Below are 23,116 nucleotides of genomic sequence, written 5' to 3' on the forward strand. Positions count from 1 at the left end.
CGCCGGCGGGTCTTGTCGTTACTGGGCTTTGAGCTCCGCGGGCGGCACCGGCGGCACGATGCTGCGCCGCACGATGGGCGTTTCCGGTGTCGGATAGCCCGCCGCGCCGAAGGTCTGCACGATGGCGCGGTGCGTGTCGAAGTAGACCTGCCAGTAGTGGTCGGTGTGCGTGTAGGGCCGCACTGCCAGCAGTGGCCCTTCGGGCGTGAACTGCAGGATCTCGACATCCGGCACCTGGTCCGGAGAGATGTTGGGAATCTTGCCGACCGCCGCCTTCAGCAATTCGATGGCCTGGTTCACGTCCACGCCGTTGGCGATCTTGGCCGTCACGTCCACGCGGCGGAACTTGAGGCGGCTGAAGTTCTGCACGGTATCGGACAGCACCTTGTTGTTGCCGATCACGCAAATGGTGTTGTCGGGCGTGATCACGGTGGTGCCGAACAGGCCCAGTTCGCTGACCGTGCCGGTGACCCCGCCGATGGTCACGAAGTCGCCCACGCCGTAGGGCCGCAAAACCTGCAGGAACACGCCGGCCGCGAAGTGCGTGAGCAAGCCGCCCCACGCCGTGCCGATGGCCAGGCCCGCGCCTGCAAGAAGCACGGCGAAGGACGTGGTCTTGATGCCGAACATGTCCAGGATCGAGAGGATCAGCAGGATGTTCAGCATCACGCCGACAATCGAGACGATGTAGTTGCTCAGCGTGGCATCCATGCGCTTGCCCCGCTCCAGCGCCTTGCCGAGCAGCCGTTGGGCCAGCTGGATCAGCCAGCGCCCGATGCCCCAGGCAACGATGGCACCGATGACTTTCAGGCCAAAATCCACCCCTTGCGTCGTCAGGAACACCCAGATCGCTTCCGAATTCATCATGTCCTTCATGTCCGTTTCCTTGAGGGCGCCAAAGCCGACTGACCGGCAGGCGTTATGAACAAGCTGGCACCACGACGCAACGACGAAACCGGCGCCATGCTCACGGGGCTGGCGCCGCTCGTCTCGAGCGACACCGCCGTCCTCATCTTAGGCAGCTTTCCCGGTGCGCGGTCAATAGCGCGTCAGCAGTACTATGCGCACCCGCAGAACCATTTCTGGAAGATCCTGCAAGCCGTGTGGCCCGCCCATCCGCTGCCGGACGGCGCCGATGGCTATGCAGCGCGCGGGGCATGGCTGCTCGATCGCGGCCTCGGCCTCTGGGACGTCTACGCCGCATGCCGCCGCGAAGGCAGCCTCGACACTGCGATCCGCGATGCGGTCGTCAACGACATCGCCAGCCTCGAATTGCCCAGGCTCGCGGCCATCGTCCATAACGGCGGCGAGAGCTTCCGTCATTCCCGCCACACGTCGCAACTCGGCGTGCCCGTCTACAAGCTGCCGTCCACCAGCCCGGCCAATGCGAGCTGGAGCTTCCAGCGCAAGCTCGATGCCTGGCGCGAGGTGTTCGTGCACCATGGCATAGCGCCACCATCTTCATGAAAACCAAACCCATCGAACTCCCCGAGGTCAATTTCTCTGACTGGGGCGACATCCGCTACCTGCACCTGGGCACCGAATGGGTCCAGGGCTCGATGAAGCTCGACGCGCCCTTCGAGATCGAGCTCGAGTACGTGCAGCGCATGATGGCCTGGCTGCTGTTCGTCGAGCCATCCAGCGTGATGAACCGGCATGCGATGCAGCTCGGCCTCGGCGCCGCGACGCTCACCAAGTTCAGCCGCAAGACCCTGCGCATGCGCACCACGGCGATCGAGCTCAACCCGCAGGTGGTCGCGGCCTGCCGCGGCTGGTTCAAGCTGCCGGCCGACGACCTGAAGCTGAGCGTCGTCATCGCCGAAGCCGGCGCCGAGATCCGCAAGCCGCAGTGGCTCGGCACGGTGGATGCCCTGCAGGTCGACCTGTACGACCATGAAGCCGCCGCGCCGGTGCTCGACAGCGAAGCCTTCTACGCCGATTGCCGCCACCTCCTCACCGAAGACGGCGCGATGACGGTCAACCTGTTCGGCCGCTCGTCGAGCTACGCGCGCAGCCTGGAGCAGATCGTCGGTGCCTTCGGCGCCGATGCAGTCTGGACCTTCAAGCCGACGCGCGAAGGCAACACCGTGGTGCTCGCGCATCGCACGCCGCAACGTCCGAAGCGCCCGCTGCTTGCCGAGCGGGCACAAACCATCCAGACTCGCTGGAGCCTGCCCGCGCCCAAGTGGCTGCGGGTGTTCAAACCCCTGAATCCATGAGCGTCGCCCGGCCGCCCGAAGGCGCTCGCACCGTAGCGCGGAGGTTGTCCAATGAGCGCCGCCAGGCCGCCCGAGTCACTCGTATCGCAGTGCGCAGCATGAAGGTTTTCCAATGAGCGCAGTCACGCCGTTGCATCCCACGAATCCCGCGTCGGTCCCGCACGAGGGTCCGCTCGAACTGCGCCAGCTCATCGAATGGCTGGCGCTGGACGGCGTCATCTCGCGCGAGGAGGCCAAGCGCACCATCGCACGCTGCGCCCAGGCCGAGAGCAAGCAGGCGCCCATCGTGCGGCTCGCCAATGTCGCGATGACGCGCGAGCAGGACGGCAAGCCGCTCGATCTTGAAATGCTGACGCAGTGGCTGGCCGGTCGCGCGGGCCTCGCCTACCTGCGCATCGATCCGCTCAAGGTCGACGTGGGCAAGGTGGCCGACACCATGAGCGCAGCCTATGCCGAGCGGCACAAGGTGTTGCCGGTGCAGGTCTCGCCCACCGAGCTGGTGGTCGCCACGGCGGAGCCCTTCATCACCGACTGGGTTCCCGAGGTCGAGCGCCAGGCCCGCCGCAAGGTGCGCCGCGTGGTGGCCAACCCGGCCGACATCCAGCGCTTCCGGGCCGAGTTCTTCGCGCTGGCCAAGTCGGTGCGGGCCGCGCAGAAGGCCGGCAGCGGCGGCGCCAGCGCGAGCGCCAGCTTCGAGCAACTGGTGGAACTGGGCAAGAGCAACAAGCAGCTCGACGCGAACGACCAGAGCGTGGTGCAGGTGGTGGACTGGCTCTGGCAATACGCCTTCGACCAGCGTGCCAGCGACATCCACCTGGAGCCGCGCCGCGAGCAGGGCGTGATCCGCTTCCGCATCGACGGCGTGCTGCATCCGGCCTACCAGATGCCGATGGGCGTGATGAACGCGATGGTCGCGCGCATCAAGCTGCTCGGCCGCATGGACGTGGTCGAGAAGCGGCGCCCGCTGGACGGCCGCATCAAGACCCGCAACATGCGCGGCGATGAAGTCGAAATGCGCCTGTCCACCTTGCCGACCGCCTTCGGCGAGAAGATGGTGATGCGGATCTTCGATCCCGACACCGCGGTCAAGGACCTCGACGCGCTCGGCTTCGCGCAGCACGATGCGCAACGCTGGCAGCAACTGGTGACGCGGCCGCACGGCATCATCCTGGTGACGGGGCCGACCGGCTCGGGCAAGACCACCACGCTCTATTCGACGCTCAAGCGCGTGGCGACCGAGGAGGTCAACGTCAGCACCATCGAGGACCCGATCGAAATGATCGAGCCCTCGTTCAACCAGACCCAGGTGCAGCCGCAACTCGACTTCGGCTTCACCGAGGGCCTGCGCGCCCTGATGCGGCAGGACCCGGACATCATCATGGTCGGCGAGATCCGCGACCTGCCCACCGCCGACATGGCCGTGCAGGCCGCGCTCACCGGCCACCTGGTGTTCAGCACGCTGCACACCAACGATGCACCCAGCGCCATCACACGCCTCATGGAGCTGGGCGTGCCCTCGTACCTCATCAACGCGGTGATGCTCGGCGTGCTGGCGCAGCGGCTGGTGCGCACGCTGTGCCCGCATTGCAAGAAGCCCGACGAGGAGATGACGCGCGAGAAGCTCGCCGAGTTCGTCGCGCCCTGGCAGATCAGCGGCTCGATGCGCCCCTGCAAGGCGGTCGGCTGCGTCGATTGCCGCATGACCGGCTACATGGGGCGCATGGGCCTCTACGAACTGCTCTCCGTCAGCGAGACCTTCAAGGGTCTGGTCAACAAGGAGCCCAACCTGCAGGGCCTGCGCCGCCAGGCGGTGGCCGACGGCATGCGGCCCTTGCGACTGGCCGGCGCGCTGCGCGTGGCCGAAGGCGTGACCACCATCGAGGAAGTATTGGCCGCGACACCGCCGCTCGAGTGAGAGGCTGCGAATCTTTCCACTGCGGCCACCGACCTCGGGCCTGCGCTGCGAACTTTTCACACCTTCTGCGCGCCCTGCGCGTCTCGGGTAATCCCTAGCCTGTCGGTTAGTGAAATCCACATCAAGCTGACCGGAAGCTGACCGGACAATGTCTGCTCGATTCATTCGAGGAGACCGTTCGTGAAAATCAAGAGTCAAAAAGACTTTTTCTCTGGGCTGATGTTTGCCGTGATGGGTGCGGCATTCGCATGGGGGGCCAGCACCTACAACGTCGGCAACGGCGCGCGCATGGGGCCAGGCTACTTTCCGCTGATGCTGGGCATCGTCATGGGGCTGATCGGCCTCGTGATCATGTTCACCAGCATGACGGCCGAGACCGAGGACGGCGATCCCATCGGGTCATGGGCCTGGCGGCAGATCGTCTTCATCATCGGCGCCAACCTCGCGTTCGGCGTGCTGCTCGGCGGCCTGCCGAGCATCGGCATCCCGGCGATGGGCATGATCGTCGCGATCTATGCGCTGGTCATCATCGCCAGCCTGGCCGGCCACGAGTTCGACCTGAAGAAGGTCCTCGTGCTGGCCACCGTGCTCGCCATCGGCAGCTACATCGCATTCATCTGGGCGCTCAAGCTCCAGATCCAGGTCTGGCCGACCTTCATCACGGGTTGAGAGAAAGCAGACCATGGATTTGATCAACAACCTGTCGCTGGGCTTCGGCGTCGCGTTCACTTTCACCAACCTGCTGTATTGCCTGGTTGGTTGCATCCTGGGCACGCTGATCGGCGTGCTGCCGGGCATCGGCCCCGTCGCGACCATCGCGATGCTGCTGCCCGCCACCTATGCATTGCCACCCGTGTCGGCGCTGATCATGCTGGCCGGCATCTACTACGGGGCGCAATACGGCGGCTCCACCACCGCCATCCTGGTCAACCTGCCGGGGGAATCGTCATCGGTGGTGACCGTGATCGACGGCTACCAGATGGCGCGAAAGGGGCGGGCCGGGCCAGCGCTGGCTGCCGCCGGCCTGGGCTCCTTCTTCGCGGGCTGCGTGGGCACCTTGATCCTGGCCGCCTTTGCGCCGCCGCTGACCGAACTGGCCTTCAAGTTCGGCCCGGCCGAATACTTCTCGCTGATGATCCTGGGCCTGATCGGCGCGGTGGTGCTGGCTTCAGGCTCGCTGCTCAAGGCCATTGCGATGATCGTGTTGGGCTTGTGCCTGGGCCTGGTCGGCACCGACGTGAATTCGGGCGTGGCGCGCTTCAGCTTCGACATCCCTGAACTGACCGACGGCATCGGCTTCGTCGCCATCGCGATGGGCGTGTTCGGCTACGGCGAAATCATTGCCAACCTCTCGCGTCCGGAGCATGAGCGCGAGGTGTTCACCGCCAAGGTGTCGGGCCTGATGCCGACCGCCGAAGACTTCAAGCGCATGACGCCTGCGGTCTTGCGCGGCACGGCATTGGGTGCGGCCCTGGGCATCCTGCCCGGCGGCGGTGCGCTGCTGGCGGCTTTCGCGGCCTACACGATCGAGAAGAAGACCAAGCTGCAACCGGGCGAAGTGCCGTTCGGCAAGGGCAACATCCGTGGCGTGGCGGCGCCGGAAGCGGCCAACAACGCCGGCGCACAAACCTCGTTCATCCCGCTGCTGACGCTGGGCATTCCGCCCAACGCCGTGATGGCGCTGATGGTGGGTGCGATGACCATCCACAACATCCAGCCTGGCCCGCAGGTGATGACCAGCAACCCGGAGCTGTTCTGGGGCCTGATCGCCTCGATGTGGATCGGCAACGCGATGCTGATCATCCTGAACCTGCCGCTGATCGGCATGTGGATCAAGCTGCTGTCGGTGCCCTACAAGTTCCTGTTCCCGGCGATCGTGCTGTTCTGCGCGATCGGCGTGTACTCGACCAACAACAACACCTTCGACATCTGGATGGTGGGCGGCTTCGGCTTCATCGGCTACCTGTTCTACAAGCTGGGTTGCGAGCCTGCGCCTCTGTTGCTGGGCTTCATCCTCGGGCCGATGATGGAAGAGAACCTGCGCCGCGCGCTGCTGCTGTCGCGCGGCGACTGGAGCGTGTTCGTGCTGCGTCCGATCTCGGCGGTGCTGCTGGCTGCTGCCGCGCTGCTGCTGATCATCGTGCTGATGCCGTCGATCAAGGCGAAGCGCGAAGAGGCGTTCCACGAAGAAGAGGACTAAGCTCGCCCCCAGGTCGCTGCGCCACTTCGTGTCGCGACTCCCACCCCCTACCGGGGGCAACACCAGTGGCCCGGCAAAGCCGGTTCCACGGTGTTTCTGGAATGGGCTCGTGACCTCTGGATGAATACGGCGGCGCCTTTGGCGCCGTTTTCTATGGGGCGGGGCGGGTCTCGGCGGCGGTGTCCCGGATCAGGCTCCACACGCGTTGCGCCAGCGGGGCGGGGGCACGGTTGCGGCGGTGGACCAGCATCACGGCGCGCTCGACGCGCGGGATGAGTTGCACCACCTGCAGGTTGCGAAAGCCCGCGGGCGGCACCGCCAGCGATGGCATCACGCTGATGCCGAGGCCGGCCTCGATCATGCGGAAGGCGGTCGTCGGATGGCCGACCTGCTGGCGCACCGTGCAATTGGCGCCGTGACGCAGCAACGCCTGGTCGATCAGGCGGCGGCTGCCAGAGGCATGGTCGAGCAGTACCAGCGCCTCGCCGTCGAGCGCCGACCAGCGCAGTTGCTTGCGCTCCGCATGCCGATGGCCGGGCGGCACTACGAGGCAGAAGGGGTCCGACAGGATGGTCTCGCACTGCAGGTCGTCCTGCGACGCCGGCTCGATAACCACGCCGAAGTCGACCTCGCCGGCGCGCACGCTGTCGAGCACATCCTGCTGGATGCGGTCGAGCAGCACGAGTTCGATGTCCGGCTCCATGCGCGCACAGGCCGCAATGCAGGCCGGCATGAGGTTGGCCGACAGCGTCGGGCTGCTGGCCACGCGCACCTTGCCGCGGCGTGCGTTCGACATGCCCTGCACGTCGAGCAGGGTTTGCTCCAGTTCGTCGAGCACCCGGTCGAGCCGCGCCGCCAGTGTTTGCCCAGCCTCGGTGAGCGAGACTTCACGCGTGGTGCGATCCAGCAGCTTGAGACCGAACTGCGCTTCGAATTCCAGGATCGACCGGCTGACCGCAGGCTGCGTCAAGCCGATCTGGTCACCCGCGCGGCTGAAGTTGCGGGTCTCGGCCACGGCCAGGAAAACCCGAAGTTGGCGCAGCGTCACATTCATGCGGGACGATCATATATCTATCAGATAAATCCATTTCCCGTTTGAATCGGCGGCGTGTCCAATCGGAGCCTGCGGCTCGCGGGGAGGCGAGCGCGCCATGCCCTCCAGATGTCCATGAAAGAACCGATTCCAATGAAACGTAGAAGCTTCGCGCTGGCGGCCACGCTGCTCATGTCGACCCTGCCCGCATGGGCGCAGAACTATCCGTCGAGGCCGATTCGCCTGATCGTGCCCTTCCCGGCGGCCGGCGCCACCGACCTGTTCGCGCGCACGCTGACCCACAAGATGGGCGAGAAGCTGGGCGCCACCTTCGTCATCGACAACAAGCCGGGCGCCGGCGGCGCCATCGGATCCGACGCTGCCGCCAAGGCGCCGGCCGACGGCTACACGCTGCTGCTGGCCACCACCAGCACGCATGCCATCGGTCCCGCGCTGCCCAACAAGCTGCCCTACGACACGGTGGCCGACTTCACGCCCATCGCCCACGTCGGCAATGCGCCGAGCATCATGCTGGTGCCAACCAGCTCGCCCGCGAAGACGGTGAAGGAATTCATCGACTACGCGAAGAAGAACCCCGACAAGCTCAACTACGCGTCCAGCGGCCCCGGCACCATCGTGCAGCTCTCGGCAGAGCTGTTCAAGGCGCAGGCCGGCGTGCAGGTCACGCACATCCCGTACAAGGGCACCGCACTCGCCATGCCCGACCTGATGAGCGGAAAGATCGACCTGCTGTTCGATTCATTGCCCACCGGCCTGCCTTATGTGCGCGACGGGCGCATTCGCGCGCTGGGCGTCACGTCGCTCAAGCGCAGTCCGCTCGCGCCTGACCTGCCGGCGGTGGCCGACACGCTGCCCGGCTACGAGTCCAACACCGTGTTCGGCCTGTACGGTCCCAAGGGCATGCCGCCCGAGATGGTGGCGCGCATCAACGCCGCTGCCAACGCGGCGCTGGCGGATCCCGACATGAAGGACAAGCTCTCGCGCCTGGGCATCGAACCGGTCACCAGCACGCCGGCGCAACTGGCCAAGACCATGGCCGACGACACAGCCAAGTGGAAGAAGATCATTGTCGAACGCAAGATCACGAGCGAATAAGTAGGCTCGCCCCAGGTCGCTGCGCACTGCGTGCGCGACTCCCACCCCGACCGGGGGCAACCCCAGCGGCTCAGCGAAGCCGGTTCCGCGGTAAGAACAGTTGCTCCTCCCCAGGTTGGCCTCACTTCGTGTAGGCCGCCCACCCCCCACCGGGGGCAACACCGGTGGCCCGGCAAAGCCGGTTCTACGGTGTTTCCCGAATAATCAGTTGCTCATCGACGAGGCCCTGCATGAAATTCGACTACGCCAATCCGTATCCTTCCACCCGCATCCCGGTGTTCGCGCGCAACGTGGTGTCGACTTCGCATCCGCTCGCCGCGCAGGCCGGCCTGCGCATCCTCTACCAGGGCGGCAATGCGGTGGACGCGGCGATCGCCGCAGCCGCCGTGATGACGCTGGTCGAGCCGGTGAGCAATGGCCTGGGCAGCGACGCCTTCTGCATCCTCTGGGACGGCCAGCAGTTGCATGGCCTCAACGCCTCCGGCCCCGCGCCCAAGGCCTGGACACCCGACTACTTCATCAACAAGTACGGCACCGACAAGACCGCGCCGCCGCAGCGCGGCATCGACTCGGTGACGGTGCCGGGCGCGGTGCGGGGCTGGGTCGCGATGAGCGACCGCTTCGGCAAGCTGCCGTTTGCCGACCTGATGGCGCCGGCCATCGACATCGCCGAGCGCGGCTACCTGATGCCGCCCGTGGTGCAGCAGAAGTGGGCGGCCGCCACGCCACTGCTGCAATCGCAGCCCGGCTTCGCGCAGGCTTTCCTGCCGTGGGGCCGCGCGCCCGAAGTGGGCGAACTGTTCCGCTTTGCCGCCGCCGCGCGCGCCCTCAAGGCGATTGCGCGAACCAAGGGCGAGGCCTACTACAGCGGCGAAATCGCCGAGGCCATCGCCAGGTTTTCCAGGGAGCACGGCGGCGCACTCACCGTGGCCGACCTCGCGGCCTACCAGCCCGAATGGGTCACGCCGATCTCGCGCGACTACCGCGGCTACACGCTGCATGAGATCCCGCCCAACGGCCAGGGAATCGCGGCGTTGATCGCGCTCGGCATCCTCGAGAAGTTCGACATCGCCTCGCTGCCGGTCGACTCGGTCGCGTCGCAGCACCTGCAGATCGAGGCGATGAAACTGGCCTTCGCCGATGTCTACCGCTATGTGTCGGAGCCATCGTCGATGACGGTGACCCCCGCGCAAATGCTCGATGACGCGTACCTGGCTTCGCGTGCCAGACTGATCGACGTGAACAAGGCACAGGACTTCAAGGCGGGCAACCCTGTCAAGGGCGGCACCATCTACCTCACCGCGGCGGACGAGAGCGGCATGATGGTCAGCTTCATCCAGAGCAACTACATGGGCTTCGGCTCGGGTTGCGTGGAGCCGGAGTTCGGCATCAGCCTGCAGAACCGCGGCCACGGCTTCAGCCTCAAGGCGGACAGCCCCAACGTCGTGGCGCCGGGCAAGCGGCCGTTCCACACGATCATCCCGGCCTTCCTCACGAAGGACGGCCAGCCGGTGATGAGCTTCGGCGTGATGGGCGGCAACATGCAGCCGCAAGGGCACATGCAGACCCTGGTGCGCATGATCGACTACAGGCAGAACCTGCAGGCGGCATGCGACGCACCGCGCTGGCGCTTCAATGCGGGCCTCAACATCAACGTCGAGTCCGCGATGAACGCGCAGACCATCCAGGGCCTGAGCAACCTCGGGCACGAGATGGACGTGATCAACGATTCGTACCAGGACTTCGGCGCCGGCCAGTTCATCTGGCGCAAGGGCGATCCCGGCGTTGAAGGGTATGTGGCGGCCAGCGACCCGCGGCGCGACGGCCTCGCCGCCGGTTACTAGGCCCACCCACAGGATCCGCGCCCTTCGTGTCGCTCCCCCAAAGCCCTTCGAGGGGGCCACACCCGCAGACTGACGCAGTCGGCCTTGCGTTCCCCGCACAGCCCAGGAGCGCCGGCCGCGCAGCCGGCCTGGTGCTTGCGACAGTGGGCGCGATCGCGTTCAGCGGCAAGGCGATCATCGTCAAGCTCGCGTACCGCCATGGGGTGGACGCGGTCACGCTGATCATGCTGCGCATGCTGTTCGCACTGCCGCTGTTCGCGCTCATGGCCTGGTGGGCGGGGCGCGGCAAGCCCGCGCTCACGACGCGCGACTGGCTCGGCGTGCTGGGCCTTGGCTTCTCCGGCTACTACCTCGCCAGCTTCCTCGACTTTGCGGGGCTCGCGTACATCAGCGCCGGCTTCGAGCGGCTCATCCTGTATCTCAATCCGACGCTGGTCCTGCTGTTCGGCTGGGTGCTGTACCGGCGCCGCGCATCGCGCGCGCAACTCGTCGGCATGGCCATCAGCTACACCGGTGTCGCGCTGGTGTTCGGCCACGAGATCTGGGGCGGCACGGGCGCGGGCGGCGGAACGGCGGCGTGGGGCGCGTTCCTTTGCTTCCTCAGTGCGGTGAGCTATGCCGGCTACCTCGTGTACAGCGGCGAATTCGTCAAGCGGCTGGCGTCGCTGCGCCTGGTGGGCCTGGCGACCAGCGTGGCGTGCCTCTTCTGCATCGCGCAGTTCGCCGTGTTGCGGCCGGTGAGCGCGGCCTTTGCGGTGGCGCCCGAGGTGATCTGGCTGTCGGTGCTCAACGCCACCGCTTGCACCGCGGTGCCGGTGCTGATGGTGATGATGGCCGTCGAACGCATCGGCGCCGCGGTGGCGGCACAGACCGGCATGATCGGGCCGATGTCGACCATCCTGATGGGCATCGTCATCCTGGGCGAGCCCTTCACCGTCTGGATCGCGGCGGGCACGGTGCTGGTGATCGCTGGCATCTTCGTGTTCACGCGCACCGGTCGCTAGACGGTACGAATCTTTCTACTGCGGCCACCGATCCCGGGCCTCCGGTGTTGACTCCGGCATAACAAGCGCTTCGCGCAATTGTTAGCCTTTGCCGCAACTTCGTTGTCACCGTACCTGAGTACGGTTCCGCTCCTCAACCCGAGCTCGGCGCCCTCGCTACGAAATCTTCGCACCTTCTTGGCACGTTGGTCATTTCAGTGCGACCAACTGGGCCAGCAGGCGCGCGACCTCGGCGGGCCTGGGGAAATCAACGGTGCGCAGCACCAGCCGGGCCTGGCGATCGAAGAAGTAGACCTGGGCCGTGTGCTTGTCGGGGCCCACGCTGCGGCCGGCCAGGAAGTCCAGCCAGCGGTCGAGCGACGCGGGCGCGGGCGAAAAAGCGCTCCAGCGCGGACCCGCCCCGAAGCGGCCCAGCCATGCGGTCAATGCCCTGGGGTCGTCGCCCAGCGGGTCGATGCTGGCCGACAGCAATTGCAGCGGCGCATCGCCGCGCGGCAATGCGGCTTGCACTTGCGCGAACAACGCGCCCTGGATCGGACACACCGAACTGCAACCCGTGAACATCAATTGCAGCGCAGTGGCCCGGCCTGCGAGCAGGTCCCGCAGCTGCGACTTGCTGCCGCCATTCGATGTCACCTGGATGTCGGGCGCCGGCAGCGGCGGGCGCACTTCGCCGGCCGCGTTGTGCGCGCGCGCCGTCCCGAAGCACAGCGCGGGGAGCGCGGCCATGCTGGCGCGCAGGATGGCGCGGCGCTTCATTGCGAACTCAGGTGCGCCCACAAGTCGTCGCATCCCTGGGGCGAGATGTCGTAGCGCGGCATGGCGGTGTTGACCATCACGCCGGCCGGGTCGAGGCCCTCGCGCAGCAGCCGGCAGAACGAGGCGGGGTCATAGCGGCTGCCGGGGCCGCCGCGCCGGGAGCGCAACTCATTGAGATACCTGGAGGTGAGGAGCGGTGCGAATGCCGTCTGCCCGGTGGTGCCGGTGGAGGGCGCGTGGCAGTTGATGCATCGCACGGCTTCTGCCGGCAGGTCGAAGGTGTGGCCCGGCAGGCGCGCCACCAGCGGCTTTTCGCCGACGAATGCGCTGCGCCCCGCGGTGGCGACACCGGATGGCAACGGCGCATCGGCTCCTGACGACAGTCCGCTCGCCACGGCGATCATCGCCAGCACCACGACCGGGAGGATCAGGCCGCGCTTCATGACGGATGCCCGTCGACGCCGTGCCGGACAAGCCCTGTCACTGCGCAAGGCCACACCCGCCCCCTGCCAATTGAACGTAGCTTCACTTCTTCCTCTCCCTGATTTTCTTGTTCATCCCACCTTCGGCATCGCTGGCCGATGCAACGCGCGGCAAACGAAAGGATGACTTTTCATCGTAACAAGACCTGCAGGGCTGCCACCGACTGGCGGTGCGACTTGCGTGACGAACTTGGGCCGGGGCACGAAGGATCTCGCCCCGGCAGTCTCACCGCGCGGTGCTCAGCCTGGATAAAGGCGTTCGGCAGGCGTCGTCGAAAACGCGCCCGCGCCGGGCGGCTTCCATTCCAGGCGCATCGACGCGCCGTGCGTCCATTCGAAGTACTCGACGCGTATGCGGTAGAGGCGACCGGCCACCAGGTTCAGCGGCGCGGTGGTGTCGTAGTCCGGGTGGTACGTCCAGTGGTCGATCATCAGCTTGTCGTCGATCCACAGCCGCACGCCGTCGTCCAGCAGCGTACGGAACTGGTAGCTGCCCGTGGCGGGCGCCTCGATCATGCCGGTCCAGCGTGCCGAGAAGAAGTCGACGCCGATCGGCGCGCCGGGCGAGCCCAGGCCCCAGTCGAAGTCCACCGGTTCGACGCGCACGAGCGCCGGCTGCCCGCTCAACGTGATGTTGTTGAAGTAGCTGCCCAACAGCCCGGTGCCGCTGCCCGGGACGTGGGGCGCGCGGGTCTCCTCGTTGCCGATCTGCTTGACGAAGGCGCTGACGGCGAGCAGGTCCGCGTCGCTCAGGCTCAGGTTTGCGTGGGCGCGCACGGCGTCCTCGACAGTGGCCGCCGTGCCATCGTGCAGGTACGGCGCGGTGGCCCAGACGTCGCGCAGCGTGGGCGTGTCGAGCCCGTTGAGTGGTGCCCCGAGGCGCTTGCCGCTGCCCGGCTTGAGGGTCCCGACGTTGTGCAGGCGATTGGTCGCGCTGTCGGTGAAGGCGGGGCCGCCGTGGCATGTGGCGCACTGCGCGGCGAACACTGTCTTGCCATTGACGGCCTGCGCGGTGAGGCTGCCGTCTGCACTGCGCAGCGGGCTCGCGCTGAATGCGTTGAGCGAGCGCAGGTAGGCCGCCAGCGCATCCAGGTCCGCGCTTTGACCCTCCTTCGGGTCGCCCAGCGGCTGGCTGCGGGTGCCGGCGTTGAATGCGGCATCGGTCATGAGCCCGGTGCCGCGGGCGAGGTTGCGGATCTGGCCTTCGAAGTCCTGTGGCTCGTCGAAGTTGCCGCTCCAGTGCAGCCGGCCCTGGCCGCCGGCCCGGCCGCGCAGCGAGATCGTGTTGCGCAGGCCTTCCCCAAGGCTGGTGAAGTCCCAGGTGCGGCCGTCATGGCTCGCGTCGTTGTGGCAGCTTGCGCAACTCAGGTAGGCGTCGCGGGCCAGGCGCGGGTCCCTGGCGTCGTAGAAGAACTGCTTGCCGCGCAGGACCTCGGGCGCCAGCCTTTCGGTGGTCGTGCCAGGCACGGCGCCGATCAGGCCGATGGTGGGCTCGCCGTATTGCAGCAGCCGACCCAGGTCGTAGGCGCCGACCGTGCGGTCCATGAAGTTGCTGACGTAGAGGCGCATGCCGTCGGTCGACACTGCCACGCCCTGCGGCGCCCGGCCCACCGCCAGGCGCATCAGCTCGCGCTTGCCGGCGGCGTCGAGCACAGCGACTTCTCGCGAGCTTTCGAGCGCCACGAAAATGTAGGCGCCGTTGGGGTGGTAGACGGCGGCGCTGGCCACGCCGCTGTTGTCGTGGTCGACGCGGCCGGGATAGTCCTCGGTGTTCGTCGCCAGGTCCAGGCGGGAGGAAATGGCACGCACGGTGCTCTCGAAGCTCAGTGGCTGGCCGTCGCGCAGGCCGCCGCGCCGGATGTTGTCCTGCTTGGACGGGATCCACGCGCTCTGGCCGTCGGGTGCGATGGCGGGCGCGCCGAGGTAGTTGGGCACGCCGCGCGCCTGCACCGAGCCGTCCGCCTTGTCGCTGTGCTGCAGCACGAAGCGGCGGACCACGGCCAGCGTGGCGGGGTCGAATTCGGTGACCTCGCCGCCGGTCTTCATGCCGTCGACGTCGCCGCGCACGCTGGCCGTGCCTTCGCCGGGCTGTGGTGCGGTGATGAAGCGCGTGGCCAGCAGGCGCTTGCCGTCAGCCGACAGGGCGAGGTGGCGCACGCCGGGGGCGGCCACGTCGGCAGTCTGGGTCCAGGCATTGTCGAACTTGAGCAGGCGACCGGTAGCTTCGAGCGCCACATAGGTGCTGCCGTCAGGCGCGACGAGCACGCCGTACGGCTGTGACCCGCGCGGCAAGTCCACCGTTCGCACTGCCTTCAGCGTGCCGGTGCCCAGCACGCTGAGGCTGGCCGCTCCCTTGTTGGCAACGACGGCAATGCCTTTGCCGAGGCTCACGCTGCGCGGCTGGACCCCGACCGCGATCTCGGCCACCAGATAGCCGTCGCTGGAGTCGAAGACGGATACGGTGTCCGCATCCTGGTTGAGCACCCAGACGCGCTCGCTGGCGCCCGCGCGTGGCTCCACCGCCAGGATGGAACTGGCAATGGCGCTGGTGGCGCCGGTGCCGGCGGGTGGGCCCCCCGGCGCGCCCGCCGGTGGGCCTTCCCTGCCGATGACGGCCTGCATGAAGCTGCGTGTCACGACCGTGCCGTCCGCGCTGCGGGCCGAGACGGTGACGTTGTAGACCCCCGGCGCCGCGAAGGCATGGGTCGTGTTGGCGCCGCCGTCGGCGATCCAGCCTGTGGAAGGGCTGCCATCGCCGAACACCCAGCTGTATTGGAGGCTGCCGTCAGCGCCCGCGCTGGCCGTGTAGCTTGCGCTTCGGCCCGCGCCCACCGCGGGTGCGGCAATGGGCTCGATCACGGGCAGCGGGTTCAGGATGCGCCAGTCGAAACGGCTGGAGGCGGTGCCGCCGCGGCCGTCGCTGACGGTGGCGGTCACGCTGAAGTTTCCGCTCTGCGATGGATAGCCGGCGATCATGCCGCTGGCGGCGTCGTAGTTGACGCCAGCGGGGAGGCCGCTCACTTCGAAGGCGAGCGGGTCGCCATCGGGGTCGCTGGCGGCGAGTGCGAAGGCGGCTTGCTCGCCCTGGTGCGTGGCGGGGGGCGCCACCGCGCCCAGCGATGGCGGTCGATTGGCCGCCGGTACGCCGAACACCTCGACCTCCGCAAGGCTCAGGGCGCCAGTGCCGGCAAGCTGCACGCGCACATAGCGCCCGGTCGCGCCGGGGGTCAAGGTGGTCAGGCGTCCGGCAGTGCCCGGCACCAGCGTCTTGCCCACGCTGTCGTCGGCCATCAATGCCTCGTAGCTCCTGCCGGACATCGGCGCAGACGAGACCATCACCTGGAAGTTGCCCAGTTGGTCGGCACAGCAATCGGTGCGGTTCCACAGTCGCAACGCGTGGATGCGGAAGTCGGCGCCGAGGTCCACTTCCCACCACGGGTTTGCGCTGCTCTCGGTCAGGGTGGTCGAGCTGAAGGCCCAGTTGCCGTCGTTTACCCCGTCGACGGCGCGCGCGGCGGCGCCGCCTGCCTGTTCGGACGACGCGCTGGCCGGCCTGCCCAGTGCGACGTTGTTGAAGTACACCGTCTTGCGCCCGAGGTTGGGTCCGTAGTCGCGGAGATCCCCTTGCGAGACGGGCGGGCCCCAGTTCACCCCGTCGGCGCTGACATGGACCTCGTAGCGCGCCATCGTCGAGTTGTCGCTGTTCTGGCGCGGCCGGTAGGCGAATCCGCCGACGCGCTGCATCGTGCCCATGTCGATCACGAAGGAATGCGGCTGCACCGCCAGCGGATCCGACCACTGAGAGAGCCAGTAGGAGTCGGGGCTCCCGTCGATCGCGAATGCCGCGGGCGCGTATTCGCCGCGCGTCTCTGCACTGCTTGCGGTGGCCGTCCAGAGGTCCCGGGGCAGGATGGCGCCTTCCTCGTTCAACAGGTCGAGGTCGGCGATCGAAGCCAGAGGACTGTCGTTGAACGAGCTGTTGGACACCAGCTTGACGTAGCGCGAAGCCGGATTCGAATCGTTGACGACCCATTGGAACTGCCAGCTCACCGCGCTGCCGGAGGCGGCTGCCGTTACCTTGACCACGTAGGTGCCGATGCGGCTCGGACTGCCGCTGATGACGCCCGTGGCCGCGTCGATGCGCAGGCCGTCAGGCAGGCCGTCGGCGCTGTAGCTGACCGGCGCGCCGCCCGGATTGGTGGCGCGAACCGGCAGGTTCAGCGTCGAGCCGACCGCGCTCAATTGATCGTTGGGCGCGGCCATTTGCGGTGCGCCGGTGCCGTCGATGGTGACCATCTTCGCGACCGAAGGCGTCCCGTTCGCGTTCATCGCAAACAGCATGTAGACGCCGGGAAGCGCCCAGCCGGGATTGCTCGGCACGTCGATCTTGTAATTATTGTCGCCGAGGCTGGTGAAGGCCAGCGACAGCCGGCGCTGGTCGTTGTTGACCGTGTGGGTGGTCGAGGACATGCGCACCAGCGAGAACGCCGCGACCGGGCTGTCGGTGCTCACGGTCACCGTGCTGCCGTACACCGCGCGTGCGGGTGCGCTCAGCAGCACCGGGCGGGTGGCGGTGCTGCCGTCCGCATTGAACAGGTAGGGCGGGGAGAGGATCTGGAGGTCGGCGTGGTTGGCCGCGCAGCCTTCGCCGCACACGCCGCCGCCGGCGGACATCACGCGGCCGTCCTGCAGCAGCACCGCGACGCTGTGATAGTTGCGCGGCACCGACATCGCGGGCATGGGCGTGAAGGTCTCGGTGATCGGATCGAACAGTTCCGGCACCATCACCGCATTGCTGTCGCTGAAGCCGAGCGCGATGGTCTGGCCGCCGATCACGACCACTTGCCCGTTCGGCAGCACCACCGCGTTGTGGTAGGCGCGCGGGTAGGCCATCGGATTGATCTTGCGCACCGACACGCCGGCGTTGAGGTCGATCACGTAACTCTGGTTGCTGGACTTGTCCGTCGTGGCCATGTCGACGCCGCCGGCCTTCAGGATCCTGCCGGTGTCGTACATGACCGCGCTGCCGGTGATGCTGAACGCATCGTCGGCGCGCGGGCCGACGGCTTCGACGGAGCCCTCGCCACGCGTGTCGAGCCAGTGCATCTGCCGGCCCGGACCGGCATGAAACACCTTGCCGTTGCCGGCCGGGTGCAGCCAGAAGTGGCTGTCGGACACCCAGTATTCCGCGCCGCCGGGCGAGAGCATGGAATCGATCTTCAGCCCCGGAACCTTGCGCCATCCGGTGGCCGCGTTCCACACCTCGCCATCCTTGCCGCCGGCGTTGCCGAGGTCCCAGGAGCCGCCAATGGTCAGCACCGAGCCGTCCGACAGGATCGTGTTGGCGTTGTAGGCGCGGCTGATCTTCAGTGCCGGGCCGGTGGTCCACTGGGCGGTGCCGGGGTTGTAGATGCTGGTGTTCGATTCACCGCTGCCGCCGGCCACGAGCAGGCTGCCGTCGGCCAGGGTGGTCGTGCCCGAGCAGAACATGTTGTGCCCGGTCTCGCTGACCAGGCGGTCGGTCGCGGTCATGGCGACCGGATCGAACAGGGTCGAATAGGTGCGGCTGCTGTCGCTCGACACGGCGAAGCGGCTTTCACCGGCCCACAGCAAGACCTTGCCGTCGGGCAGGGCGGAGGCCGAGGCTGGCACCAGGGAGAGGTCGGTCACGGCGGACCACTGGGCCTGCGCAGGGGCGGCGATCTTGCGGCGGAGTTCGCGCTGCTTCTCGAAGGTCGCGGCAAAATCCGCGGAAGCCGGCTGCCCGGTGATTCCGCCGAACTGGCCGCCCTCCCGGTCCGACGAGCCCCCGCAGGAGCCCAACAACAATGCCGCGGCCACGCCGGCGCCCAAGCCTACCCATCGCAAATTCACGCTTTCTCCCTGAGTCTTTTAGTTAGCACCAAACCGGCGGGCCTGTTCAATCAAAGGCCGCGATTCGTGACTAATTTCACATGCTATCGAATCAATGCGCGGACAACCAATACGTTTCGCACGTATTGCGGTGTTCATCGATTGAGTGTCGACACAGAACCACGTTAGGACGATCATCACCGCTCTTTTGCGTGTCCAAGGCTTCGGCGCGCGGAACTATTCCCTTCAACGAGCAAGAGGATTTCAACAATGGATTTCGGGATTGCGGGCAAGACGGCCCTGGTGTGTGGCGCGAGCAAGGGCCTGGGCCTGGGATGCGCGCAAGCGCTGGTGCGCGAGGGCGTGAACGTGGTGATCGTGGCGCGCGGCGCCGACGCGTTGCAGGCGGCAGCGGCGCAGCTGTCCGCGCTGCGAGCCGCCGGGACGGGCGCCGCCGCGCCCTTCGTCAAGCATGTGGCGGCCGACATCACCACGGTCGAAGGACGCGCCGCAGCCTTCGCCGCGCATGCCGACTACGACATCGTCGTCACGAACGCGGGCGGACCGCCGCCGGGTGACTTCCGCGATTGGGACCGCGACGCGTGGATCAAGGCCGTGGACGCCAACATGCTCACGCCGATCGAACTCATCAAGGCCACGGTCGACGGCATGGCCGCGCGCGGCTATGGGCGCATCGTCAACATCACTTCCAGTTCGGTGAAGTCGCCGATCGACATCCTCGGCCTGTCGAACGGCGCGCGCAGCGGGCTCACAGGCTTCGTCGCCGGCGTGGCGCGCACCTCCATCGCCGCCAAGGGCGTGACCATCAACAACCTGCTACCGGGCGCCTTCGACACCGACCGCCTGAAGGGCACGATGCAAGGCACCGCGAAGAAGACCGGCCAGGACATCGACACCATCCGCGCCGCCCGGGCCCGGACCATTCCGGCAGGCCGATTCGGTAACGCAGAGGAGTTTGGGGCGACCTGCGCCTTCCTGTGCAGCATGCAGGCCGGATACATCACCGGCCAGAACGTGCTGACGGATGGCGGGGCGTATCCCGGGACGTACTGAACGCCTGCGACTGCGCTCCATGTCTTGCTCCTTCTCCCCTCGGGGAGAAGGCTGGGATGAGGGCGCGGCGGCGTCACCATTCAAGCGCCGCATGCCCTCACGCCAACCCTCTCCGACGATCTGCTGCGATGTCGGATTCAACAACGTCGCCAACTTCAATCGCCGATTCCTCGACGTGAAGGGCATGACGCCTTCCGCGTTTCGCAAGAAGTTCGGCGGCGATCGCTGACGCGCCTGCAGGCGAGGCGAACGAGACTCAGGACCATGCGAGCACGTGGTCGGCGCTCGACTTCGTGGCGACGATGAGCCGGGCGTTCGGCGCGTCGGTGCTGGCCACCAAGGCCAGTGCGGCCTCCGCGCTGCGGCCGAATTGCCGATGGCCCCGGACCAGGCGTTGCTCACGCACCGTGTCCTCGATGTCCACATACCAGGTCTCGTCGAGAAGCCGCGCGGCACCCGCCCAAGGCCCCACGTCATGCAGCAGGTAGTTGCCTTCGGTGATGACCAGTTGCGTGGAAGGCAGCACTGCGATGGCGCCGCTGTCGGGGGCGCCCTTGCGCCCGGCGCGGCCGAGGCGCTGGAGTTCGACGTTCGCGAGGTGGAAGCCATCCATCGGCACGACCTGGGCCCGGTCCGTTCCGACCGCCTGGAGCAGTGCCGCCGCCAACGTGGACTTGCCCCGAGCCCGGTGCGCCGATCAAGCCCAGCAATTTGCGCTGGCCGCTGGCCAGCAGGGCGTCCAGGCGCAGCAGGGCATCCGCGGGAACGGAGGGCAGGGTCGGCAGGGTGTTCATCGACGCAGCGTACAGGCTGCGCCGCGGCAGGCTTCGCCGAAATCGCCGTCGTTCTTCGCTTTTTGTGCGCGCGCCGTGAAGCTCTTGTACGGACGGAGCGCGTGGCCGTGCGCCGCCGTGGCGGAAGCAAGGACTTTCCCGCAGGCCTGTCTCGCTGCTGCGACATTGGTTTTCATTTCGTGGCACGATCCATCCCCCGTTCACCTGACCACTGCGAGGACTCCCGCACATGCAGAGCAAAGCCGTCCGTATCGACCGCCATGGCGGCCCGGAAGAACTGAAGATCGTCGAGGTCGATGTGGGCGATCCGGGCCCAGGCCAGATCCGCATTCGCCACAAGGCGGTGGGCCTGAACTTCATCGATACCTACCAACGCAGCGGGCTCTATCCGTTCCAGATGCCGCTGCTGCTGGGCATGGAGGCTTCCGGCGTGGTCGAGGCGGTGGGCGAGGGCGTCACGCACCTCAAGGCCGGCGACCGCGCCGCCTACGCGAGCCAGCCCCCGGGCGCGTATTGCGAGCTACGCGTGATGCCGGCCAAGAGCGTCTGCAAGTTGCCCGACAGCATCTCCTTCGAGACTGGCGCGGCCATGATGCTGAAGGGCCTGACCGCGCAATACCTGCTGAAGAAGACCTTGCCCGCGGAAGGATTGCAGGCCGGAGACCACATCCTCTTCCACGCGGCCGCAGGCGGCGTGGGCCTGATTGCCTGCCAGTGGGCGAGGGCGCTCGGGCTGAAACTCATCGGCACCGCCGGCACCGACGCCAAGTGCAAGCTGGCGCTGGACCATGGCGCCGCCCATGCGATCAACTACAGCACCGGCAACTTTGCCGAGCAGGTCAGGGAGATCACCGGCGGCAAGGGCGTGAAGGTGGTCTATGACTCGGTCGGCAAGGACACTTTCGAGGGCTCGATCGACTGCCTGCGACCGTTCGGCCTGCTGGCTGTGTTCGGCAACGGGTCCGGGCCGGTGCCGCCGGTCAGCCTGGGCCTGCTGGCGTCCAAGGGATCGCTTTATGTAACGCGGCCGACGCTTTTCACCCACATTGCCACGCGCGAGACCACGCAAGCCATGGCGGACGACCTGTTCGCCGTGGTCGAGAGCGGAGCCGTGAAGATTCCGGTCGAGCAACGCTACCCGCTGGCGGATGTGCAGCAGGCGCATCGCGACCTCGAAGCGCGCAAGACCACCGGTTGCACCGTACTGACACTTTGACAGCGTAGTCTCGAGCACGGGGAGTTCTCCTACTTTCGGTAGCGCGCAGGGACGGCGTATCGCTGTGCGACCGAGTCATAGCCTCCCGCCCGATAAGGAGACCCATGGCTGCAGTCAGAGCATTCATCGTCGAGGACAACGCGACGATTCGTCATCACCTCGTCGAGACGCTGCGCGTGGTGGCGCATGTCGACCCCGTCGGCACGGCCGATTCGGAGGAGGACGGCGCGCGCTGGCTCCTAGCGCACGCTGACGAGTGGGACCTGGCCATCGTGGACCTGTTCCTGAAACAAGGCACCGGCCTGCGCATTCTCGAGGCCTGCCGCGACCGCGATCCTGCGCAAAAGATCGTCGTGCTGAGCAACCACACGTCGACCGACATGCGCCGCAAGTGTGCCCAACTCGGCGCCGACGCCGTGTTCGACAAGGCCAGCGAACTCGACGACCTCATCGACTTCTGCCTGCGCCGCCGCGAGGAGCCGCAAAGCGCCTATTGATGCGGGCGATGAATATATCTATCAGATAAATCCATTTCACTTTTGAATGGCGCGCGTTTCCAATTGCGCCTATGGCCCGATCACGCTTCCTCCCCGACAACTTCACGCTCGCCCTGGTGACCACGGTGGTGCTTGCCAGCCTGCTGCCGGCCAGCGGGGCGACGGCCAGCTTCTTCGAAGGACTGACCACCTTCGCGATCGGCCTGCTGTTCTTCCTGCATGGCGCCAAGCTGTCGCGCGAGGCCATCCTGGCCGGCATCGCGCACTGGCGGCTGCACCTGCTGGTGTTCGCCTGCACCTTCGCGCTGTTCCCGCTGCTCGGCTTTGCGCTCAAGCCGGTGCTATCCCCGCTGGTCACGCCCGAGATCTACACCGGCGTGCTGTTCCTCTGCGTCTTGCCAGCCACGGTGCAGTCGGCCATCGCCTTCACGTCGATGGCGCGCGGCAATATCCCGGCGGCTGTGTGCAGCGCTTCGGCGTCCACGCTGCTGGGCGTGTTCGTCACGCCGATCCTGGTCAACCTGCTCGTCGTTCCGCACGGCGGCGGTGGTGCCGGCGGCGCGCTCGACGCCATCGGCCGCATCCTGCTGCAACTGATGCTGCCTTTTGCGGTCGGCCATTTCGCGCGTCCATGGATCGGCGGCTTCACCAAGAAGCATGCACACGTGCTCAAGTTCGTCGACCAGGGTTCGATCCTGCTGGTGGTCTACACCGCGTTCAGCGCGGCCGTGATCGAAGGCCTGTGGAAGCAGGTGCCCCTGAGCGCACTGGCCGGCCTGGTCGTCGTGTGCGCGGTGCTGCTCGCGGTGGTGCTCGCCAGCACCACCTGGATCGCACGCAAGCTCGGCTTCGACAAGGCCGACGAGATCACCATCGTTTTCTGCGGGTCCAAGAAGAGCCTGGCCAGCGGCGTCCCCATGGCCAAGGTGCTGTTCGCGTCGCATGCGGTCGGCGCCATCGTGCTGCCGCTGATGCTGTTCCACCAGATCCAGCTGATGGTGTGCGCGGTGCTGGCGCAGCGCTATGCCCGGCGTGTCGAGCCGGCGGCTGGTTCAGCGGCGCCGCTTGTCAGTCCGGCGGAAGCGGCTGCAGAGGCCACGGCTGATTAAT

18 protein-coding genes and 2 pseudogenes are annotated in these 23,116 nt (G+C 67.1%); 13 read left to right on the forward strand and 7 right to left on the reverse strand.

Translation table 11 applies throughout. The features are described 5' to 3' along the window. Positions 1-18 precede the first annotated feature (18 nt). Positions 19-864: a mechanosensitive ion channel family protein gene (locus tag HCU76_RS00260; RefSeq protein WP_213955209.1), complete on the reverse strand. Its 846-nt coding sequence runs from the start codon at positions 862-864 to the stop codon at positions 19-21. 57 nt (positions 865-921) lie between these two features. Between HCU76_RS00260 and HCU76_RS00265 the strand changes: the two genes are divergently transcribed. The 5 genes from HCU76_RS00265 (at position 922) to HCU76_RS00285 (ending at position 6,334) form a co-directional block, all read left to right on the forward strand. Then, positions 922-1,467 carry a DNA-deoxyinosine glycosylase gene (locus HCU76_RS00265; protein WP_256353885.1) on the forward strand — a complete coding sequence of 182 codons (546 nt, stop codon included), beginning with the start codon at positions 922-924 and terminating at the stop codon, positions 1,465-1,467. Then, positions 1,464-2,219: a spermidine synthase gene (locus HCU76_RS00270; RefSeq protein WP_213955030.1), complete on the forward strand. Its 756-nt coding sequence runs from the start codon at positions 1,464-1,466 to the stop codon at positions 2,217-2,219. Before HCU76_RS00265 ends, HCU76_RS00270 begins: the two co-directional genes overlap by 4 nt. Before the next feature lie 112 nt (positions 2,220-2,331). Next, positions 2,332-4,134, forward strand: coding sequence for a GspE/PulE family protein (locus HCU76_RS00275; RefSeq protein WP_213955029.1), 1,803 nt, complete (start codon positions 2,332-2,334; stop codon positions 4,132-4,134). Positions 4,135-4,314: 180 nt separating this feature from the next. After that, positions 4,315-4,803 (forward strand): tripartite tricarboxylate transporter TctB family protein, encoded by a 489-nt coding sequence (locus HCU76_RS00280; protein WP_213955028.1) that lies wholly within the window; start codon positions 4,315-4,317, stop codon positions 4,801-4,803. A gap of 13 nt (positions 4,804-4,816) precedes the next feature. Continuing rightward, positions 4,817-6,334, forward strand: a complete 1,518-nt coding sequence (locus HCU76_RS00285) for a tripartite tricarboxylate transporter permease (RefSeq protein WP_213955027.1) — start codon at positions 4,817-4,819, stop codon at positions 6,332-6,334. A 151-nt stretch (positions 6,335-6,485) separates the two neighbouring features. Here HCU76_RS00285 and HCU76_RS00290 read toward each other — a convergent pair whose 3' ends face one another. Then, complete coding sequence (locus HCU76_RS00290) at positions 6,486-7,388, reverse strand: LysR family transcriptional regulator (protein ID WP_213955026.1); 903 nt, start codon at positions 7,386-7,388, stop codon at positions 6,486-6,488. Between the two features lie 132 nt (positions 7,389-7,520). Here HCU76_RS00290 and HCU76_RS00295 point away from each other — a divergent pair, with 132 nt between their 5' ends. The 3 genes from HCU76_RS00295 (at position 7,521) to HCU76_RS00305 (ending at position 11,331) form a co-directional block, all read left to right on the forward strand. Next, on the forward strand, positions 7,521-8,483 hold the full coding sequence (locus HCU76_RS00295; RefSeq protein WP_213955025.1) for a tripartite tricarboxylate transporter substrate binding protein: 963 nt from the start codon (positions 7,521-7,523) through the stop codon (positions 8,481-8,483). A 230-nt stretch (positions 8,484-8,713) separates the two neighbouring features. Continuing rightward, on the forward strand, positions 8,714-10,327 hold the full coding sequence (locus HCU76_RS00300) for a gamma-glutamyltransferase family protein (protein WP_213955024.1): 1,614 nt from the start codon (positions 8,714-8,716) through the stop codon (positions 10,325-10,327). A gap of 128 nt (positions 10,328-10,455) precedes the next feature. Next, complete coding sequence (locus HCU76_RS00305; protein ID WP_218628198.1) at positions 10,456-11,331, forward strand: DMT family transporter; 876 nt, start codon at positions 10,456-10,458, stop codon at positions 11,329-11,331. 189 nt (positions 11,332-11,520) lie between these two features. On the opposite strand, the gene HCU76_RS00310 is transcribed toward HCU76_RS00305, so the two are convergent. The 3 genes from HCU76_RS00310 to HCU76_RS00320 all read right to left on the reverse strand — a co-directional run bounded on the left by HCU76_RS00310 (position 11,521) and on the right by HCU76_RS00320 (position 18,446). Then, positions 11,521-12,090: an SCO family protein gene (locus HCU76_RS00310; protein ID WP_213955022.1), complete on the reverse strand. Its 570-nt coding sequence runs from the start codon at positions 12,088-12,090 to the stop codon at positions 11,521-11,523. Next, positions 12,087-12,533, reverse strand: a complete 447-nt coding sequence (locus HCU76_RS00315; protein WP_213955021.1) for a hypothetical protein — start codon at positions 12,531-12,533, stop codon at positions 12,087-12,089. Before HCU76_RS00315 ends, HCU76_RS00310 begins: the two co-directional genes overlap by 4 nt. Positions 12,534-12,812: 279 nt before the next feature. After that, complete coding sequence (locus HCU76_RS00320) at positions 12,813-18,446, reverse strand: PA14 domain-containing protein (RefSeq protein WP_218508135.1); 5,634 nt, start codon at positions 18,444-18,446, stop codon at positions 12,813-12,815. 249 nt (positions 18,447-18,695) lie between these two features. Here HCU76_RS00320 and HCU76_RS00325 point away from each other — a divergent pair, with 249 nt between their 5' ends. Then, entirely contained in the window at positions 18,696-19,499 is an 804-nt protein-coding gene (locus HCU76_RS00325) for an SDR family oxidoreductase (protein ID WP_218508136.1), read from the forward strand. A gap of 118 nt (positions 19,500-19,617) precedes the next feature. Further along, positions 19,618-19,728 (forward strand): annotated as a pseudogene (locus HCU76_RS00330) (helix-turn-helix domain-containing protein); the annotation flags it as partial. Between the two features lie 27 nt (positions 19,729-19,755). Here HCU76_RS00330 and HCU76_RS00335 read toward each other — a convergent pair. Beyond that, positions 19,756-20,293: pseudogene (locus tag HCU76_RS00335) on the reverse strand (nucleoside/nucleotide kinase family protein). Continuing rightward, positions 20,290-20,469, reverse strand: a complete 180-nt coding sequence (locus HCU76_RS00340) for a hypothetical protein (RefSeq protein ID WP_218508137.1) — start codon at positions 20,467-20,469, stop codon at positions 20,290-20,292. The pseudogene HCU76_RS00335 and the gene HCU76_RS00340 overlap by 4 nt, the downstream one beginning before the upstream one ends. Positions 20,470-20,522: 53 nt before the next feature. Between HCU76_RS00340 and HCU76_RS00345 the strand changes: the two genes are divergently transcribed. The 3 genes from HCU76_RS00345 (at position 20,523) to HCU76_RS00355 (ending at position 23,115) form a co-directional block, all read left to right on the forward strand. Next, on the forward strand, positions 20,523-21,509 hold the full coding sequence (locus tag HCU76_RS00345; RefSeq protein WP_218508138.1) for a quinone oxidoreductase: 987 nt from the start codon (positions 20,523-20,525) through the stop codon (positions 21,507-21,509). 104 nt (positions 21,510-21,613) lie between these two features. Continuing rightward, positions 21,614-22,006, forward strand: a complete 393-nt coding sequence (locus tag HCU76_RS00350; RefSeq protein WP_218508139.1) for a response regulator — start codon at positions 21,614-21,616, stop codon at positions 22,004-22,006. 71 nt (positions 22,007-22,077) lie between these two features. Further along, entirely contained in the window at positions 22,078-23,115 is a 1,038-nt protein-coding gene (locus HCU76_RS00355) for a bile acid:sodium symporter family protein (RefSeq protein WP_218508140.1), read from the forward strand. The last annotated feature ends 1 nt before the right edge of the window (position 23,116 follow it).

The organism is Variovorax sp. dw_308 (genome assembly GCF_019207085.1).
Lineage (GTDB): Bacteria > Pseudomonadota > Gammaproteobacteria > Burkholderiales > Burkholderiaceae_C > Variovorax.